Annotated in this window: 14 protein-coding genes; 1 reads left to right on the top strand and 13 read right to left on the bottom strand. The window is 63.3% G+C overall.

Translation table 11 applies throughout. The features are described from left to right. Positions 1-15 precede the first annotated feature (15 nt). The 11 genes from hflK to ndk form a co-directional block, all read right to left on the bottom strand. Positions 16-1,425 (bottom strand): FtsH protease activity modulator HflK, encoded by a 1,410-nt coding sequence (hflK, locus tag ACLFKU_RS01135; RefSeq protein WP_410847908.1) that lies wholly within the window; start codon positions 1,423-1,425, stop codon positions 16-18. 49 nt (positions 1,426-1,474) lie between these two features. After that, the gene (gene hflX / locus ACLFKU_RS01130; RefSeq protein ID WP_026228684.1) at positions 1,475-2,662 is read right to left on the bottom strand and encodes a GTPase HflX; all 1,188 of its coding nucleotides are present in this window, start codon (positions 2,660-2,662) and stop codon (positions 1,475-1,477) included. Between the two features lie 57 nt (positions 2,663-2,719). After that, positions 2,720-2,956 carry an RNA chaperone Hfq gene (gene hfq / locus ACLFKU_RS01125; RefSeq protein ID WP_006051315.1) on the bottom strand — a complete coding sequence of 79 codons (237 nt, stop codon included), beginning with the start codon at positions 2,954-2,956 and terminating at the stop codon, positions 2,720-2,722. A gap of 175 nt (positions 2,957-3,131) precedes the next feature. Beyond that, complete coding sequence (der, locus tag ACLFKU_RS01120; RefSeq protein ID WP_013089777.1) at positions 3,132-4,469, bottom strand: ribosome biogenesis GTPase Der; 1,338 nt, start codon at positions 4,467-4,469, stop codon at positions 3,132-3,134. Between the two features lie 470 nt (positions 4,470-4,939). Further along, positions 4,940-6,085 carry an outer membrane protein assembly factor BamB gene (gene bamB / locus ACLFKU_RS01115; protein ID WP_368586073.1) on the bottom strand — a complete coding sequence of 382 codons (1,146 nt, stop codon included), beginning with the start codon at positions 6,083-6,085 and terminating at the stop codon, positions 4,940-4,942. A gap of 78 nt (positions 6,086-6,163) precedes the next feature. Beyond that, complete coding sequence (locus tag ACLFKU_RS01110) at positions 6,164-6,793, bottom strand: YfgM family protein (RefSeq protein ID WP_410847907.1); 630 nt, start codon at positions 6,791-6,793, stop codon at positions 6,164-6,166. 66 nt (positions 6,794-6,859) lie between these two features. Continuing rightward, complete coding sequence (hisS, locus tag ACLFKU_RS01105; protein ID WP_410847906.1) at positions 6,860-8,200, bottom strand: histidine--tRNA ligase; 1,341 nt, start codon at positions 8,198-8,200, stop codon at positions 6,860-6,862. Positions 8,201-8,221: 21 nt separating this feature from the next. Then, the gene (ispG, locus tag ACLFKU_RS01100; protein ID WP_368586070.1) at positions 8,222-9,538 is read right to left on the bottom strand and encodes a flavodoxin-dependent (E)-4-hydroxy-3-methylbut-2-enyl-diphosphate synthase; all 1,317 of its coding nucleotides are present in this window, start codon (positions 9,536-9,538) and stop codon (positions 8,222-8,224) included. 85 nt (positions 9,539-9,623) lie between these two features. After that, entirely contained in the window at positions 9,624-10,748 is a 1,125-nt protein-coding gene (locus ACLFKU_RS01095) for a helix-turn-helix domain-containing protein (protein ID WP_410847905.1), read from the bottom strand. A gap of 214 nt (positions 10,749-10,962) precedes the next feature. Next, on the bottom strand, positions 10,963-12,114 hold the full coding sequence (rlmN, locus tag ACLFKU_RS01090) for a 23S rRNA (adenine(2503)-C(2))-methyltransferase RlmN (RefSeq protein ID WP_368586068.1): 1,152 nt from the start codon (positions 12,112-12,114) through the stop codon (positions 10,963-10,965). Between the two features lie 218 nt (positions 12,115-12,332). After that, a complete protein-coding gene (gene ndk / locus ACLFKU_RS01085; protein WP_008923116.1) occupies positions 12,333-12,758 on the bottom strand; it encodes a nucleoside-diphosphate kinase in 426 nt (141 codons plus the stop codon). A gap of 268 nt (positions 12,759-13,026) precedes the next feature. Between ndk and ACLFKU_RS01080 the strand changes: the two genes are divergently transcribed. Continuing rightward, the gene (locus tag ACLFKU_RS01080; protein ID WP_018417558.1) at positions 13,027-13,725 is read left to right on the top strand and encodes a Bax inhibitor-1/YccA family protein; all 699 of its coding nucleotides are present in this window, start codon (positions 13,027-13,029) and stop codon (positions 13,723-13,725) included. Between the two features lie 145 nt (positions 13,726-13,870). Here ACLFKU_RS01080 and ACLFKU_RS01075 read toward each other — a convergent pair whose 3' ends face one another. Further along, a complete protein-coding gene (locus ACLFKU_RS01075; protein WP_410847904.1) occupies positions 13,871-14,644 on the bottom strand; it encodes an MBL fold metallo-hydrolase in 774 nt (257 codons plus the stop codon). Positions 14,645-14,651: 7 nt separating this feature from the next. Further along, on the bottom strand, positions 14,652-15,791 hold the full coding sequence (gene bamC, locus ACLFKU_RS01070) for an outer membrane protein assembly factor BamC (protein WP_368586066.1): 1,140 nt from the start codon (positions 15,789-15,791) through the stop codon (positions 14,652-14,654). Positions 15,792-15,828 lie beyond the last annotated feature (37 nt).

The raw sequence follows: 15,828 nt of genomic DNA, 5'->3' as shown, positions 1-15,828 counted from the left end.
ATTCTCGTGCGCTCCTTATTGAACGTCTTCTTCGCGCATGCGATTGCGGAACGCTTCGCGCGAACGCAGCGACGCGGCGCTCGGCCGGCTCGCCGCCGCAGGCGCGGAAGCGGCGGGGCCAGATGCACCCTCGGGGGCGGAACCCGCCGCGGCACCGGTCTCAGCGGCCGACGCAGCCGACGGCGCAGCCGCGCTCGCCGCTTGCGGCGCGCCCGCGACAGCCGGACCGGAAGCAGCGGCGCCCGCCGCCGCGGCCTGACGTTCGCGGTTCTGTTCGACGAGCCTGTCGAGCGGCAGATACAGCACGTTGTTGCCGTTCTTCGCGTCTACGAACACCTTGGTCGCGTTCGCGTAAATCTGTTGCATGGTTTCCATGTACAGGCGGAAGCGCACGAGGGCCGGCGCCTTCGCGTATTGCGCGTAGACCTGCTTGAAGCGCTCGGCCTCGGCCTGCGCCTGCGCGACCGTGTTCTGGCTGTAGGTTTTGGCTTCCTGCACCTGACGATCGACGTCGGCCTGCGCGCGCGGCACGAGTTCGGCGGCATAAGCCTGCGCATCGCGTTTCGCGCGTTCATTTTCGTCGTGCACCTTCGCAGCATCGGCGAACGCGGGTTGCACCTGCTCGGGCACTTGCACGCTCTGAATCGTCACACCCGTGACCCCGAGACCGGACTGATACTGATCGAGCGATTGCTGGATCGACGCGATCAGCTGCTGGCGCAGTGTTTCGTGATCCTGATCGAGAATATCGCTGGTGCTGTGCGCTCCGACGATGCCGCGCACCGCCGCCTGTGCGGCATGCATCACGCTCTGATCGGGATCGACGCTGCGAAACAGAAAGTCGTTGGCTTTGCGCACCTGGTACTGCACGGCGAAGCGCACGTCGACGATGTCGCCGTCGTGCGTGAGCATCGATGCGTCCTTCACGTTCGCGAGACGCACCACATTGCTACGGCCGATCTCGACCTGGCGGATCTGGCCGACGTTGACGAACTCGTGGGACTCGAACGGATACGGCAGACGCCAATGCACACCCTGCGCCGCGGTATAGCGATACTTGCCGAACTGCAGCACGACGGCCGCCTGGCCATCCTGTACGACGAACACACCGCTGCCGAGATAGATTGCGATCAGCACGCCGATTACGATGCCGACGCCGATGCGCGCGCCGCGGCCATTGTCCGGACGGCCGCCCCCGCCGACACCGCCGCCGCCCTTGCGCCCGAAAATCCGGGACAGACGGCGATTGAAATCGCGCCACATTTCGTCGAGATCGGGCGGACCTTCACCGTCGCGCCCCGGCCGCTTCGGATCGTTCGGCCGTTGCCGGTCGCCGTTGCCGTCGCCCCGGCCCCAACGCGGATCGTTCAGTGAAAGCAAGGCGCGCATACGCAGCCAGATACTCCGCTCGTTGTAATCGTTCACCTGTGTTCGTTCACCAGAGTAGACAGCGGGTCAGTGCAATTGGAACGGGTCAGTGCCCGAGTTCTGGAATCTTGTGGTCTTCGCGCAGTTGCGCCGAGCGGTCGTCTTGCGACGCATCGAGCGGCATGTCGGCAAGCGGTTCGGCTGTAGCGATTTCAGCGATGGCAGCGCGCAACGCATCCAGCCCCTGCCCGGTGCGCGCGCTCAAAAAGACGCGCGAAATATTACCATACTCGTCCCGCTCGACCGCGTCCCCACGGGCTGCCAGTTCTGGCACCGCATCTATTTTGTTGAACACGAGCACCTGACGGATCGTGTCCGCGCCGATTGCGTGCAACACCTCGTTCACCTGATCGATCTGATCGAGCCGCACCGCGCTCGATGCGTCGACGACATGCAGCAGCAGATCCGCGTGAATCGTTTCCTCGAGCGTTGCGCGAAACGCCGCGACGAGCTGATGCGGCAGTTCGCGGATGAAACCGACGGTATCGGACACCACTACCTGCCCCGCTTCGTCGCCCAAGTACACGCGCCGCGAGGTGGTATCGAGCGTCGCGAACAACTGGTCGGCGGCGTACGCCTGCGCCTTGGTCAGCGCGTTGAAGAGTGTCGATTTCCCCGCGTTCGTATAGCCGACGAGCGACACCGACATCGTCTGGTTGCGATTACGCGCGCGACGCTGGGTGCCGTGCTGGCGGCGCAGCTTGTCGAGGCGGATCTTCAGCGCCTTGATGCGCTCGCCGATCAGCCGGCGGTCGGTTTCGAGCTGCGTTTCGCCCGGACCGCGCAAACCGATACCGCCCTTCTGACGTTCGAGGTGAGTCCACGCGCGAATCAGCCGGGTCGACAGATATTGCAGCTGGGCGAGCTCGACCTGCAGCTTGCCTTCGTGGCTGCGTGCGCGCTGCGCAAAAATGTCGAGGATCAAACTGGTGCGATCGACCACGCGCCGATTAAGCGCCCGCTCCAGATTGCGCTGCTGCGCAGGCGCCAGAGCATGGTTGAAGATCACGAGTTCGATGTCGTTCGCTTCACAGGCAAGGCGCAATTCTTCGGCCTTGCCGCTGCCGACGAACATCTTCGCGTCGGGACTGGAACGGCGTCCGGTGAGGGTGACTACGGGATTCGCGCCCGCGCTTTGCGCGAGCAGGCTGAGTTCTTCGAGACTGGCTTCGAAATCGATCTTGCCGAAGTCGATGCCAACGAGCGCTGCATTGATCAAATTGGAGGGTATCAAAATGACGCGGCCGGGAGTGATCGCCAACGGGCGACGCTGTGCCGGCCGCGGCGAGGGTTAGGACTGTTCGGAATCCGGGTGGAAATTCACCGGACGGGCCGGCACGACCGTGGAAATCGCGTGCTTGTAGACCATCTGGGTGACCGTATTCCGGAGCAACACGACGTACTGGTCGAACGATTCGATGTTCCCTTGAAGCTTGATGCCGTTGACCAGGTAGATCGACACCGGCACATGCTCTTTACGCAGTGCGTTCAAAAACGGGTCTTGTAACAATTGCCCTTTGTTGCTCATAGCAAACTCCGTATTTTTTTGCAGGTTGACTGAATTGACGGCGAAGAAAAAGAGATCCGCCGCCAACCGCTACACTATAGCTGATTTTCATTTCGACGCGCGGGCCCGGGACCCGCGGCCAAACCCAGCATACATGCGGGTTTCAGCCCAGGTTTAAGACCAGCTTCAGCCTGCTTCAGCCTTTGTCCGCGTAAGGGTTCGTCGACGATCTGAACTCTATTCGCAATGGAGTCCCCGTCAGCTTGAAAGTTTCCCGGAAGCGATTTTCGAGGTACCGCTTATACGTGTCGGTGATCGCGTCGAGCGCATTGCCGTGAATCACGATAATCGGCGGATTCTGCCCGCCCTGGTGTGCGTAACGCAGCTTCGGACGCACCGGACCGCGGCGCCGCGGCTGCTGGAATTCGACCGCCTCGATCAGCGCGCGCGTCAGCTTCGGCGTCGGCAGCTTCGACATCGCGGCCGTGTACGCGTCGTCGACCGAACGCATCAGCGGCCCAATTCCGGTTTTTTCCGCGGCGGAAATGAAATGGAATTTGGCGAAGTCCAGAAATTTTAGTTTGCGTTCGAGGTCGGCTTTGGTGCGCTCGCGCACATGCGGATCGAGACCGTCCCATTTGTTCACGCCAACCACCAGCGCGCGCCCCTGCTCGACGACGAAGCCGGCGATGTGCGCATCCTGATCCGAGATGTCCTGACGCGCGTCGAGCAGCAGAATCACGACATTCGCATCGGAAATCGACTGCAGCGTCTTCACGACCGAGAACTTTTCGATCGCCTCGAACACCTTGCCGCGGCGGCGCAGGCCGGCCGTGTCGATCAGCGTATACGGCTTGCCGTTACGCTCGAAATCGACGTAGATCGAGTCGCGCGTAGTGCCGGGCATGTCGAACGCGATCACGCGCTCTTCGCCGACCAGCGCATTGATCAGCGTCGACTTGCCGACGTTCGGCCGCCCGACGATCGCGATCTTCACGCCGCGCGCTTCCTTGTCTTCCTCGCTCTCTTCCGGCTGACCGGCATACGCGACTTCGAGCGCCTCGTTGATCATGTCGGTGACGCCGTCGCCGTGCGCGGCGGAGATCGCGCGCGGGTCGCCGAGGCCGAGTTCGTAAAAGTCGGCTGCGACGTTGGTGTACTTCATCCCCTCGGCCTTGTTGACGACGAGGAAGATCGGCCGGCCGACCTTGCGCAGATAGTCGGCGATCGACTTGTCCTGCGGCGCAAGCCCGTTGCGGCCATCGACGATGAACACGACGACGTCCGACTCCTCGACCGCCTGGCGGGTCTGGCGCGCCATCTCGTGCAGGATGCCGTCTTTCGCGACGGGCTCGAAGCCGCCGGTATCGACGACCAGATATGGCCGCTCGCCGGTGCGTCCTTCACCGTAGTGGCGATCGCGCGTGAGACCGGGCAGGTCTGCAACCAGCGCGTCACGCGAACGCGTAAGGCGGTTGAAGAGCGTGGATTTCCCCACATTGGGGCGCCCAACGAGGGCAATAACGGGTTTCATCTGATGTTGTTCACGGTGAAACGCGGGATCGCGATCGATCGCGCGCTTAGCGACGCCAGGCAGCCGCCACGCGGCGGCGCTTTGACGAAATTATCACGAATTCAGCCTGCTCCGGATGCACGATCGATACGCGCATCCAGGCGGACGGGAGTAGCTGCACAGACGCCACCGGGGGTCGCCTGCTTCAGACCGTGCTGGTCGGCGGCTGACGCTCGCGTGCGCAAGCGTTCCTGCGGTTCGCAAGACCGCCGACCAAGCGCACGCACCGCCTCTGATACCGGCGGGCGCAGCTTCGATCCGACTTGCCGGACCAGCCCGTCCGGCGATTTTTTCTATTGAGCCTGCCCGATCACGCCACGGACGGCGTGGCAACCCGACGCAGGAGCCGTGCGCCAAGACCCACGCAGACTTCAATTAAAAAGCGCGCGGCCGGCAAAGCCGGCCTGCGCGCCTGACATCACCTATAGCGATCAGCGCGGACGATAGCCGAACAGGCCGCCATCGCGCGTCTGGATCACCAGCGTGTCGCCGGCCAGCACCGGCGCTGCGGTAATCGCGCTGCCGTCGGTCTTGACCCGCGCGACGAGCGTGCCGTCGGCAGTCGACAGGAAATGCACGAAGCCCTGGTAGTCGCCGAACACGGCCGCGCGGCCGAGCAGCATCGGCACGCTCAGTTCGCGGTTCTTCAGCGCCTCGTTCTTCCACAGCACCGAACCGTTGTTCACGTCGAACGCGGACACGACCGACCAGTCGTCGGCGGCGACCACGCTGCGCTCATCCTGCGCGAGGCCGCTCGTGCTCGAGAACGGCTTGCCCCACAGCGCGCGGCCCGAGTTCGCGTCGAAACAGCCAATCTGGCCTTGAAACGTCACCGCGCAGGTCTCCGAGCCCACCAGCGTGGGCGGCCCGGTCACGTCGTTGATACGCTCGACCTCGGTCACGCCTTTCGGATACGACACCGGCGTCTGCCAGTAGGCGTCGCCAGTCTGCAGATTGATAGCGGCGAACGAACCGCCCGGGAAGCCGGCCAGCACGGCCGCGTCGCCCGCGAACGTCATGCCCGACGACACGCGCAGGTTCAACGGCACCGCGCGGTTGCGGAAGTTCCACTTCTGCTCGCCGGTTTGCGCGTTGAACGCGACGATCTGGCCGTCGATCGTGCGCACGACCACGAGACCATTGCCAACGAGCGGCGGGGAAATGATCTCGCCCGGCGCCTTAGCAGTCCACAGTTCCTTGCCGTCCGCGCCGAGCACGTATACGTCGCCCTTCAGGCCGCCGACCGCGGTGAGCGTGCCATCGCTGCCGACGCCCGCCGACAGATCGTCGTGCAGCTTGACGCGCCACACGTCCTTGCCGGTTTGCGCGTCAATCTTGGCAACCGTGCCGTTCGTGCCGGCAGCGTACACGGCATTGCCGACTGCAACCGGCGAGAACATGTAGCGGCCCGCCTTGCCGACGCTCGCCGACCAGGACTGCTGCACGTCGAGCACGGGTTTGAACTCGGTGAGCGGCGTCGGCACACGGCGCTCGTCTTTCGTGGATGAGCAAGCCGCCAGCGTGAGAACGGTCATCGCACAGATAACGGGCACGGCGTAACGTTTCAGCAGATTCATCGGTGGACGAAGCATTCAGGAAATGGATTAAAGGAGACCGTCTTGCGGTCGTGGCTCGCGGCGCGCCGCGCGGGACGCTCAGCCGCCAAGCGCATCCAGCTTGAACTGGATCAGCTGGCGCGCCGAACTGTCGCTCTTCGACAGCGAGTCGAGCGCGAGCTTGTAGGCCGCGCGCGCGTCGTCGCGCTTGCCTTGGGCGGCGAGGAGGTCGCCGCGGCGGTCAGCCACGACGCCCTTGAAAGCATCGGATTGCGGCTCGGCCAGGAGCGCGAGGCCCTGGTCGTAAGCCTTGTCGTCGAGCAGCAGCGATGCCATGCGCAGCTTCGCGATCTGCTTGAACTCGTCGTCCTTAGCTTGATCGATCGCCCATTGCAGCTGCGCCTTAGCGCCGGCTTCGTCGCCAGCGGTGTAAAGCGCCTTGGCGGCGCCGAGCGCGGTCATCTGAGCGTAAGCGGTGTGGCCGAATTTGTCTTCCATGTCGGCGGCGACGCGCGCGATCTGCGCCTTGTCGCCCGATGCCGTGGCTTGTTGAACCTGGTCATACAGCACCGCCGCTTCCGCGGCCTGGCGACGCTGCCAGAAATTCCAGCCATTCCAGCTCGCGCCTGCCAGCAACACCACCAGCACGATCCACGTGGTCGCATTGCCCCACTGCTTCCACCATGCCTTCAGACTTTCGATCGATTCTTGTTCGTCGTGGTAACTCATTGCCCGGCGATTTCCTCATTCTTGCTATGTGTGCGTGTCGAGCCAGCCGGCTCGACGACATCGCGATCAGTCGTCGCCGTCTTCGGCGGATGCAACCATCGCATTGATTAGATATTCGGTCAAGTCTTCGGCGGGCACGTTCTGTTGCTCGTTCTTACCGCCATAAGCTTGGGTATCGCGCAGCGGTTTCACGCCGACCGTGCCATTGGCGATTTCGTCCTCGCCGAGCACGACCGCAAACGCGGCGCCGCTCGCATCGGCACGCTTCATCTGCGACTTGAAGCTTGCCGACTGACCGTCCGCGCTGCAATGCAGGATCACGTCGAGACCGGTATCGCGCAGACGCTCGGCGATGATGAACGCCTGCTCCCGCGCGGCGTCGCCCTGATGGACCACGTACACGTCGCAACCTTCGTCTTCCGGCACGAGCTGCTCTTCCTTCAGCAACTCGAGAATCCGCTCGATGCCCATCGCCCAGCCGCACGCAGCGGTGGGCTTGCCACCGAGCTGCTCGATCAGGGGATCGTAGCGGCCGCCCGCCGCGACCGTGCCTTGCGCGCCGAGCTTGTCGGTCACCCACTCGAACACGGTCAGATTGTAGTAATCGAGACCGCGCACGAGACGCGGATTGATCGTAAACGGAAGGTTGTTTGCCTTCAGAAGACGTTGCAGACCTTCGAAGTGCGCGCGCGATTCTTCGCCGAGAAAGTCGATCAGCTTGGGCGCGTTTTGCGCGACTTCCTGCAGCGCGGGATTCTTCGTATCGAGCACGCGCAGCGGGTTCGTATAGAGACGGCGCCTCGCGTCTTCGTCGAGCACGTCCATGTGCTTTTCGAGGTACGCGATCAACTCGACGCGATGCGCGGCTCGCTCTTCAGCGAGGCCCAACGAATTGATTTCGAGCTTGATGCCGGTCAGGCCGAGGTCGTCCCACAGACGCTGGCACATCATGATGATTTCCGCATCCGCATCCGGCCCCGCGAAACCGAGCGCCTCGACACCGACCTGGTGGAACTGGCGATAACGGCCGCGCTGCGGACGCTCGTGACGGAACATCGGCCCGATGTACCACAGGCGCTTCGGGCCGTCGTACAGCATGTTGTGCTCGATCGACGCGCGCACCACCGCCGCCGTGTTTTCCGGGCGCATCGTCAGGTTTTCGCCGTTCAATGCATCGGTGAAGCTGTACATCTCTTTTTCGACGATGTCGGTCACTTCGCCGATACCGCGCGTGAACAGCTGCGTATGCTCGACGATCGGCGTGCGGATATTCTGGTATCCGTATGAACGCAGCATCGACCTGACGGTGGTTTCGAAAAATTCCCAGAGCCCGGCTTCCTGCGGAAGGATGTCGTTCATGCCCTTCACGCCGGAAAGCTTCTCGAGCTTTTTCTTCTGTTCAGTCATCTGTGTTTCGATTGCCGGTATTTAGTTGAGCGCTTCGGCGCGGCCATAACGGCGCTCGACGTAGTCGCTCACGATTTGCTGGAATTCTTGCGCGATGTTCTCGCCGCGCAGCGTCTTCACCTTCTCGCCGTCGATGAACACCGGCGCGGCCGGGTTCTCGCCCGAGCCCGGGAGGCTGATGCCGATATTCGCCTGCTTCGACTCGCCCGGACCATTGACGATGCAGCCCATCACCGCGACGTGCATCTGCTCGACACCGGGGTACTGGTCACGCCACACCGGCATCTGCTGACGCAGATAGGTCTGGATCTGCGACGCGAGCTCCTGGAACAGCGTGCTCGTGGTGCGGCCGCAGCCCGGGCACGCGATCACCATCGGCGTGAACGAGCGCAGGCCCATGGTTTGCAGGATTTCCTGGCCGACGATCACTTCGCCGGTGCGCGACGCGCCCGGTTCCGGCGTCAGGGAGATACGGATCGTGTCGCCGATGCCCTGCTGCAGCAGAACCGACAGCGCCGCGGTCGACGCGACGATGCCCTTCGAGCCCATGCCTGCTTCAGTCAGGCCGAGATGCAGCGCGAAATCGCAACGGCGCGCGAGTTCGCGGTACACCGCGATCAGATCCTGCACGCCGCTGACCTTGCACGACAGAATGATCTGGTCGCGCCCGAGGCCAAGTTCGACCGCGCGTTCCGCCGAGCCGATCGCCGACTGGATCAGCGCTTCGTACATCACGCTTTGCGCTTCCCACGGAGTAGCGCGCGAGCCGTTTTCATCCATCATTTTGGCGAGCAGGTCCTGGTCGAGACTGCCCCAGTTCACGCCGATGCGCACCGGCTTGTCGTATTTGACCGCTGCCTCGATCATCTGCGCGAACTGTGTGTCGCGCTTCGCGCCGTGCCCGACGTTGCCAGGATTGATCCGGTACTTCGACAACGATTCCGCACAGCCCGGATAGTCGCGCAGCAGCAGATGGCCGTTGTAATGGAAATCGCCGACGAGCGGCACCATCACGCCCATGCGGTCGAGTTGCTCGCGGATCGCCGGCACGGCAGCCGCCGCTTCCGGCGTATTCACGGTGATACGCACCAGTTCGGAACCGGCTTGCGCCAGTTCCTTGATCTGGATAGCAGTGCCGATCGCGTCGGCAGTGTCGGTGTTGGTCATCGACTGCACGCGCACCGGCGCATCGCCGCCGATGGTCACGAGCTGGCCGCCCCAACGGACGTTGACCGCATGCGATTTGCGCCGCATCGCGGGGCCGCCGAACACCGGCTCTTCTGAAACGATCTTGCTACAGGATTGGGATTGAGCTTCGGTTTGCATCGAAAAACCCATTTACGCCGCACGCGCTATGCAAAAACGCAGCGCCTCAATTGAAAAAGCGCCGCGGGCCGGTTGGCCGCGGCGCGTACCGTATCTGTCAAGGCAGCGCAAAGCGCGCCACATTGCCCTTGGCTGCCGCATATTTCGACGGATCGACCGGCTGGCCGTCGAGCGTCACCGACTCGAGACCCGCCTTGTTGCCGACCGTCACCTTGAACGGACCGGCGCCCGTCACTTCCTTCGGATCGCCAGCATGCACGAGGCCGGAGAACAGTTCCTTGCCGTTCTTGTCACGCACGCTGAACCAGCTGTCCTGCGTCACGCGCAGCGCGACGACCGACTTACCGGGCGCTGGCGTAACCGCCGGTGCCGACGCGTTCGCCACGACCACCGGTGCACTTGCGCTCTCCATGGCGGCCTGTGCCTGAGCCTGCGAGCCGGCTTTCGCCGCCGTTGCCGCGGTATTCGCGGTCGGGGCCGAGCCCGGCGCGGTGCCGGTGGCAAGCGGTGCGGGCATCGGCGTTGCCGACGCAGACGCAGACGCCGCATTATCCGCGCTCCCGGCGTTGTCCGCCGTGACCGCCGCATCCGGCGCCGATGCGCCCTCCGCCGTCGCCGGACCCTGCGCGACCGCTCCCGACGCCGCCGTGTCGCTGCTCGTCGAACTATTCGCGCTGGCCTTCAGGCGCGCGAGCCACGCGGATGAATCGCCGCCGTTGGTGCGCCACATGCCGAGCGCGATGACCGCGACGACGATCGCCGCAATACCCCATAGCCACGAACGACTCTTGTGTCCGCTGTCACCGAGCGACAGCGAAACCTTGCCGCGCGGCAGGTCCTTACCGGATGACGCGGGCATCGACAGATTCGGCGCCGGCACTCCTCTCTCGCGACGCAGCGCCGCCGTAAAAGGCGCCGGATCGGCGCCGAGCATTTTCGCGTAGCTGCGCACGACGCCGAGTGCGAACGTCGTGTCCGGCAGATGGCTGATGTCGCCCGCCTCGAGCGCGCTCAGCTTGACGACCGATACCTTCAGCCGCGCCGACACGTCCTCGATCGCCCAGCCCTTCGACTCGCGCAACTGGCTCAAGCGCGCGCCAACCGCTGCCAACGAATCGAGGGCCGGCTGCACGACCGGCTGTACCACCGCCCTTGCAACGGGTGCCGGATGGCCATCGTTCGTGTCTGTCTCGTGCGGCTGCGGGTGCTGCGGCTCACTCATCCCAAATCCTTTCGCGTCGATTCTTTTAATCGTGCGACCGGACGGGCTCGAGCCTCACGTCCAAATCGCAGACCGTTTATAACAAAATGCGCGGCTTTGTGTGCCGCTCCCGATCGATTCTGCAAACTTTCTTTTCAACCGCCAGGTGGTATCGGAGCATTTTTGCGCTCGCACTGCTTTCCGCCGAACGCCGACGCCCTGCTGCACCTGGCGATTACACGGCGCGAACCTCGATCACCTTCGCCGCCTTCCCGGTGCGCTCAGCAAGTCGCGTGCGGTCTTTCACCGCGCCGGCCAGCTGACCGCAGGCAGCATCGATATCGTCGCCGCGGGTTTTGCGCACGGTGGTGACGACGCCAGCGTCCATCAACACCTGTGCAAACCGCTTGATCTGTTCCGTCTTCGAGCGGACGAGGCCCGATTCGGGGAACGGATTGAACGGAATCAGATTGAACTTGCACGGCACGTTGCGCGTAACGGCGAGCAGCTCGCGTGCGTGCGCCTCGCTGTCGTTCACGCCATCGAGCATGCAATATTCGAACGTAATGAAATCGCGCGGCGCCACTTTCAGGTAGCGCTCGCACGCCGCCATCAGCTCGCGCAGCGGATACTTTTTGTTGAGCGGCACCAGCACGTCGCGCAGCGCGTCGTTCGACGCATGCAGCGACACCGCGAGCGCCACGGGCAAGTCCGCGCCGAGCCGGTCCATCATCGGCACGACGCCCGAAGTGGACAACGTGACTCGCCGGCGCGACAGACCGTACGCATTGTCGTCGAGCATCAGACGCATGGCCGGCACGACCGCGTCGTAATTGAGCAGCGGCTCGCCCATCCCCATCATCACGACGTTCGTAACGACGCGCTCGCCCTTGCCGTCGCCGCCCATCGCGCGGCCGCCGGCATCGCCACGCGACGCGCGCAGCGCAAACTCGGCCATGCGCAACTGGCCGATGATTTCGCCGGTGGTGAGATTGCGGGAGAACCCCTGCTTGCCGGTCGAGCAGAATCGGCAGTTGACCGCGCACCCCGCCTGCGACGACACACATAGCGTGCCGCGCGTTTCTTCAGGGATGTACACGGTTTCAACGGCGTTGCCATTACCGACGTCGATCAGCCACTTGCGCGTGCCGTCCGACGAAATATGATCGCTGACAACGCCCGGCATTGTGATCGTGGCGCGCCCTTTGAGCTTTTCGCGCAAAGACTTCGCGAGATCGGTCATGCCGTCGAAGTCGGCAGCGTTGTATTGGTGAATCCAGCGCTGCAATTGCTTGGCGCGAAACGGTTTCTCGCCCAGGCTATCGCAATAGGCGACGAGCCCTTGGGCGTCGAGGTCGAGAAGGTTGACGGAGGGACTGCTCGTCATATCGAATCCTGCCATTTCAGTGCGAGACTACGTTCATGCAACAAGCTGCATGAACGCCATGCCGCTCGCGCCCATTCCTGCTGCTTTTACCTTACTACTTTTGCCGTGCACCGCGCGCGATTCATGCGATAAAACGATTCGACCGCACGAAACGCGCCACGCGAGAGACGGCTCGCGATACGCGGCTGAGGTCACTGCCCGACCTCAGCGCGAGGCGCTCAACGCGAGTAGACGTTGACTTGGGGGAAGAAGAATGCGATTTCAACCGCAGCCGTTTCCGGACCGTCCGAACCGTGCACGGCGTTGGCGTCGATGCTGTCGGCGAAGTCAGCACGGATCGTGCCCTTTTCCGCCTTCTTCGGGTCCGTCGCACCCATCAGGTCACGGTGCTTCAAGATCGCGTTTTCGCCTTCCAGCGCCTGCACAACCACCGGACCCGAGATCATGAATTCGACGAGGTCCTTGAAGAACGGACGTGCTGCGTGCACAGCGTAGAACTTCTCGGCGTCAGCACGCGACAGATGAACCATGCGCGATGCCACGATCTTCAGACCAGCGTTTTCGAAACGGGTGTAGATCTGGCCGATCACGTTCTTGGCCACTGCGTCCGGCTTGATAATCGACAGGGTGCGCTCGATCGCCATAAAAACTCCAAAAAATTAAGAGGTTGCAGATTTAAATGAATCCGCTATTGTAGCATGTTCTCGTGTATCATTGCGATTGAACCCTTACAGCATTGAAAGGATTAAGGCAAGGGGTGCAAAATACTGGTAGCGTAGGCCATGGAGGCGACTGGAGGGTATTGAAACTCCGTGCCGCCGCGCTAATCTTACGGATGAACGTTGCGCCCGCCGGCGCTTCGCAAATTCCGTATCACCATCACGAAACACGCTTCCGAGGTAAGGAGAGACCATGAACGAACATCCGTATATGTTTGGCCGCAACGGCGCGGTCAGCACGGTCGAAACACGCAACCGCGTTCTACGGAATACCTACTGGCTGCTCGCGCTGTCCATGATTCCGACCGTACTCGGCGCGTGGGTCGGCCTTGCCACCGGATTCTCGCTGTTCGCCGCCACCAGCCCCGCCATGAGCATGCTGGCGTTCTTCGCGATCGCGTTCGGCTTCATGTTCGCGATCCAGCGCACCAAAGATAGTGCCGTCGGCGTATTCGTACTGCTTGGCTTCACGTTCTTCATGGGGCTGATGCTGTCGCGCATCCTCGCTTTCGTGCTCGGCTTCTCGAACGGCCCGTCGCTGATCATGCTCGCGTTTGGTGGCACTGGTGTGATCTTCGCGGCCATGGCGACCATTGCCACGGTCAGCAAACGCGACTTCTCGGGCCTCGGCAAGTGGCTCTTCATGGGCGTGATCGTGATCCTGCTGGCTTCGGTCGCGAACGTGTTCCTGCAACTGCCGGCACTGATGCTGACGGTCTCGGTCATGGCAATCGTGATCTTTTCCGCCTACATCATGTTCGACGTGCAGCGCGTCGTGAACGGCGGTGAGACGAACTACATCACCGCGACGCTAGCGATCTACCTGGATCTGTATAACGTGTTCGTCAACCTGCTTGCGCTGCTCGGCATTTTCGGCGGCAACCGCAATTAAGCTTGGCCGGTCGCGCGGCGTGCCCTACGCCGCCTCGACGCTCAAGGCAAAAGCCCATAACGATTGCTCGTTATGGGCTTTTTTCATTACCTGACTACGTGACGCATACTGCGCGGCACGACCGGAAGCCAACTCCGCACCGCAGTCACAGAGTCAACCACGCGAAACCTTCACTCTGCGACGCAACCACCACCTCGGTGGGAGCCGCGCCAAGCACACCCGCGAGCGCCGCCTGCGCGAGTTCCGGCAGATTGTTCTGTTGGCTCAGATGCGCGGCGACCAGATGCCGCAATCGCGAGCGGTCGAGCGACGCGAGGATTTCAGCCGCCGCATCATTGTTCAGATGCCCGTGATTGCCGCCGATACGCGCCTTAAGCGACGGCGGATAACGACTGCCCGCGAGCATCTGCACGTCGTGATTGCATTCGAGCACGAGTGCGTCACAACCACTCAGCACCGCGCTGATATGCGGGGTGGACGTGCCCACGTCGGTGAGCACGCCGAGCCGGCTTGCGCCGTTCGAGAACACGTATTGCAGCGGTTCGCGGGCGTCGTGCGGAACGGTATAAGGGAGAACGCTGAGGTCGCCGATTGCCACCGCCTCGTCGCCCCACAGCACCTGCAGGTCGACATCGGCTTCGTCGGCGCCCGCCGCGCGCGCGGTGCCCCAGCTCATGTACAGCGGAATCGACCACTTGCGCGCCAGCGTCAATGCGCTGCCGATGTGATCGCTATGTTCATGCGTAATCAGAATCGCGTCGAGATGCTCGGCGCTCGCGCCGAGCCGCGCGAGACGCCGCTCGACTTCGCGCGCGGAAAACCCGCAGTCGAGCAGCACGCGCGTCGTGCTCGCGCCGCTGTGCGCTTCCACCAGCAGCGCGTTGCCTTCACTGCCGCTGCCGAGACTTGCGAAGCGCACAACCCACCTAGTTCAGTTGCGCGTGCAGCAGCGACACGATGCGCTGCGCGTCCGACGACGTATCGATCTGTCCGTTCGCGTCGACGACCGCAACCTGCGTCACCGCGTCGCCCTTCGCGCGCACGTTGACGAGGAATTCCTGGCCCGGCTTGCGCGTCGAATTGCCGCTGTAGAAGAGTTTGCCGAACAGGCCTTCCTTCTTCAGTTCCTGCATCGAATCCGCATAGCGGACGTAGTAGATGCCCTTCTCGCGATCGCGGTTGTCGACCGTGAAGTTGGTGCGATCGAGCGCGAGGCCCACACGCAGCCAGGCGCGGTCGAACGACTCCTGCAGATCGAGCGTCGACGCGCCTGCGTTCTGCTCGATGGTGGTCGGCGCGCTGGCCGGGCGCGCGTCGGTCAGCAGCTGCTTCGACTGCGCTTCGGTCAGGCCGAACTTCTGCATCAGCTTGGCGAGGAACAGCGCCTCGAGCGCCGGGTCACGCGGACGCTCTTCCCAGCGCGAAGACGTCTTGTCCTGCCCGGTCATCACCTCTTCCATCGCGCTATGCGTGATCGAGATATCCGTCGCGCTGTCCGAACCGCGCGATACCAGCGTGCGGAAACTGTCGCGGGTGCCCGACGAATAGGCGAAGTCGATCACCTTGCCGATCGTGCGGCGGAACCAGTCGTCCGGAATGTTCGCGCGATTTTCGGCCCAGTCGGTTGTCATGATGCCGGTGGCCGGCGCGTCGGTCTTCAGCACGAAGCCGTTCTCCTGCCAGAACTCCTGCAGCTGCGGCCACAGCTGTTCCGGTGAACGGCCGTCTACCACCAGCCAGCGACGGTCGCCGTCGCGCTCGATATGCATGCCGAGTGGATCCTGCGCGTTCGGCTGACCTTCGGTCGCGTTGCCAGCGGCCGTGACGGCGCGCGTCGGCGAGCCACCGAGCGCCAGATTCGCGGGCGGCGCCACATAACGCTGGTCGTTCGGCGACGTGCTCAGGTCGCTCGGCACGGCGAGCGGCGGCGCGCTCGAGGTCGCCTTGTAGTTGACGCGGTCGGAAGCGAACCAGTCGTTCAGCGTGTCACAGCCGGCGAGCGTCGACAGGGCAAGCGCCAGCGCCGCCATGCGGGTTGCGTGGAGGGAAAGTGCGGAACGTTTCATGAGGGCCTTCGTGATGCTGGAACGCGATGCCTCGTTC

The organism is Paraburkholderia sp. EG304 (assembly GCF_046543485.1).
GTDB classification, from domain to species: Bacteria; Pseudomonadota; Gammaproteobacteria; order Burkholderiales; family Burkholderiaceae; genus Paraburkholderia; species Paraburkholderia youngii.
Note: the sequence above shows the minus strand (reverse complement) of the source record. Positions and strands in the feature narration are given on the sequence as shown.

Bases quoted from the DNA above. Each gene is read 5' to 3' on its own strand.
- ACLFKU_RS01080 (WP_018417558.1), top strand. From the start codon at position 13,027: ATGAACGAACATCCGTATATGTTTGGCCGCAACGGCGCGGTCAGCACG.
- ndk (WP_008923116.1), bottom strand. From the start codon at position 12,758: ATGGCGATCGAGCGCACCCTGTCGATTATCAAGCCGGACGCAGTGGCC.
- der (WP_013089777.1), bottom strand. From the start codon at position 4,469: ATGAAACCCGTTATTGCCCTCGTTGGGCGCCCCAATGTGGGGAAATCC.
- rlmN (WP_368586068.1), bottom strand. From the start codon at position 12,114: ATGACGAGCAGTCCCTCCGTCAACCTTCTCGACCTCGACGCCCAAGGG.
- bamC (WP_368586066.1), bottom strand. From the start codon at position 15,791: ATGAAACGTTCCGCACTTTCCCTCCACGCAACCCGCATGGCGGCGCTG.
- bamB (WP_368586073.1), bottom strand. From the start codon at position 6,085: ATGAATCTGCTGAAACGTTACGCCGTGCCCGTTATCTGTGCGATGACC.
- hfq (WP_006051315.1), bottom strand. From the start codon at position 2,956: ATGAGCAACAAAGGGCAATTGTTACAAGACCCGTTTTTGAACGCACTG.
- ACLFKU_RS01095 (WP_410847905.1), bottom strand. From the start codon at position 10,748: ATGAGTGAGCCGCAGCACCCGCAGCCGCACGAGACAGACACGAACGAT.
- hisS (WP_410847906.1), bottom strand. From the start codon at position 8,200: ATGACTGAACAGAAGAAAAAGCTCGAGAAGCTTTCCGGCGTGAAGGGC.
- ACLFKU_RS01110 (WP_410847907.1), bottom strand. From the start codon at position 6,793: ATGAGTTACCACGACGAACAAGAATCGATCGAAAGTCTGAAGGCATGG.
- ispG (WP_368586070.1), bottom strand. From the start codon at position 9,538: ATGGGTTTTTCGATGCAAACCGAAGCTCAATCCCAATCCTGTAGCAAG.